Below are 1,792 nucleotides of genomic sequence, written 5' to 3'. Positions count from 1 at the left end.
AGTCCAATGCCGAAGAACTTGTTTTTCCACGCTTGGAGTAACGTAGCGATTCCACAGGTTAATAAGTCAATGGCAATGAGGTAAGCAAGCTGTTGAGGAGTGAAGCCTAAGGCGCCCCCGACGATGATGGGTACGAGGATCGCCCCTGCATACATGGCGAGGACATGTTGTAGGCCTAAGGAGAAGACCTTGGACTTGCCAACTTTTTCATTCATATAAGTAAAACTCCCTTCTTGATATCTTGTCATGTAATATAACGCCTTCTTGTTATGATTAATATCATCATAATAAATATTCTGATAATTGTCATTGGGTATTGTAACTAATTTTCAGAGGGGATTATATACAAACTATATAAAGAGAGAAAGAGGCAGTCCTCCTTTTTAATAAAATCCTTCACCAAGAGTTAAGGGTAATGTATTTGACTTAAAAAGAGAATAGCTACATTTTTGTGAATGATATCTAGGAGGAATCGTGTACGTAAATAGCTCAAGCACGTTTCTTCGAGGGGGGAGGAGCACAACCTACGGAAGGTAGAGAGGTTCCCTTCTACACGACCAGTTCTATAAGGCATGAAAAGAGACCGCAATTTGGAGTGTCAAGTACCCATGCAGCTGCTGTGTATAACATTGCTTCCCCTTCTACTATTACTAATTGGCTAAAGCAACTGGATGAGTGTGGAGTTGACGCTCTTGAAACGAAAAAAAGGGACGTCCATGTGCGGCAAGGGTTAGCCCTAAAAATATATATGACTAATATTCCAATACTCAAAAGAAAGATCTCCTCTCACGTTTAGTAGAACTGGTGAATTCTATGTGAAAAGAAGAATACTAAAAACATTTAATTAAGTCACATTCACTGGGAATGTTCATAAAGTATTGGAGATTAGTTATTTCACCTAGAAATTTTAGTGATTTAAAGCAATATTTTCAATTAAAAATAAGAAAGAATAGAGGGATAGTATAGTGTCAGGATTAAATGACGTTTTAACTGGATATGAATCTAAATTAGGGTTAATTCAAACTGAAATTGCAATTAAGAAAGTAAAAGATTATTTTGAGAATAAATTATCAGAAGAACTAAATCTAACAAAAGTTTCTGCACCACTATTGTTAAATTCAGGGACAGGAATAAATGACAACTTAAATGGGGTAGAGCGCATTGTAACTTTCAATTCAAGAGATCTTGAGGCTTACCCTGTCGAAGTTGTTCAATCGTTAGCTAAATGGAAGAGAATAGCTTTAGCGAAATATGGGTTTGATCATAACAAAGGTCTATATGCAGACATGAATGCGATAAGAAGTGATGAACAGTTAGATAATATGCATTCTATGTATGTAGATCAGTGGGATTGGGAAAAAATCATTTCAAAAGAACAACGAAATTTATCAACATTAAGACATGAAGTGAAAAGAATTTATAGTTCCATAAAATCAACAGAATGCTATTTGAATCAACATTACCCTCAACTCGAACCTGTACTTCCAGAGGAAATCTTCTTTATATCGACTCAAGAACTAGAAGACTTATATCCAAAGCTCAGTCCGAAAGAACGAGAAAACAAAATTGCAGAGCAACATGGAGCAGTCTTCATTTCACAAATTGGTGGATTATTGAAGTCAGGAGACAAGCACGATGGACGCGCACCTGATTATGATGATTGGACTCTAAATGGAGATATCATTTTCTGGTCTACAGTATTAAATCAAGCTTTCGAGGTTTCTTCCATGGGAATTAGGGTAGATGAGCTTTCCCTCATCACCCAGTTAAAAAAAGCAAATAAAGAAAACCA

3 protein-coding genes are annotated in these 1,792 nt (G+C 36.4%); 2 read left to right on the top strand and 1 reads right to left on the bottom strand.

Annotated elements, in window-relative coordinates; all coding sequences use genetic code 11:
* A partial coding sequence (locus AC06OU_RS12880) for a solute carrier family 23 protein (protein WP_475856259.1) occupies positions 1–215 on the bottom strand: 215 nt, incomplete at its 3' end.
* Between the two features lie 380 nt (positions 216–595).
* Here AC06OU_RS12880 and AC06OU_RS12875 point away from each other — a divergent pair.
* Both AC06OU_RS12875 and AC06OU_RS12870 read left to right on the top strand, forming a co-directional pair.
* Positions 596–796, top strand: coding sequence for a helix-turn-helix domain-containing protein (locus AC06OU_RS12875; RefSeq protein ID WP_475856258.1), 201 nt, complete (start codon positions 596–598; stop codon positions 794–796).
* Between the two features lie 169 nt (positions 797–965).
* The coding region (locus AC06OU_RS12870; protein ID WP_475856257.1) for an aspartate--ammonia ligase at positions 966–1,792 on the top strand (827 nt) is incomplete at its 3' end.

The organism is Psychrobacillus sp. (genome assembly GCF_056205495.1).
This window is presented reverse-complemented; position numbering and strand designations above follow the sequence as displayed.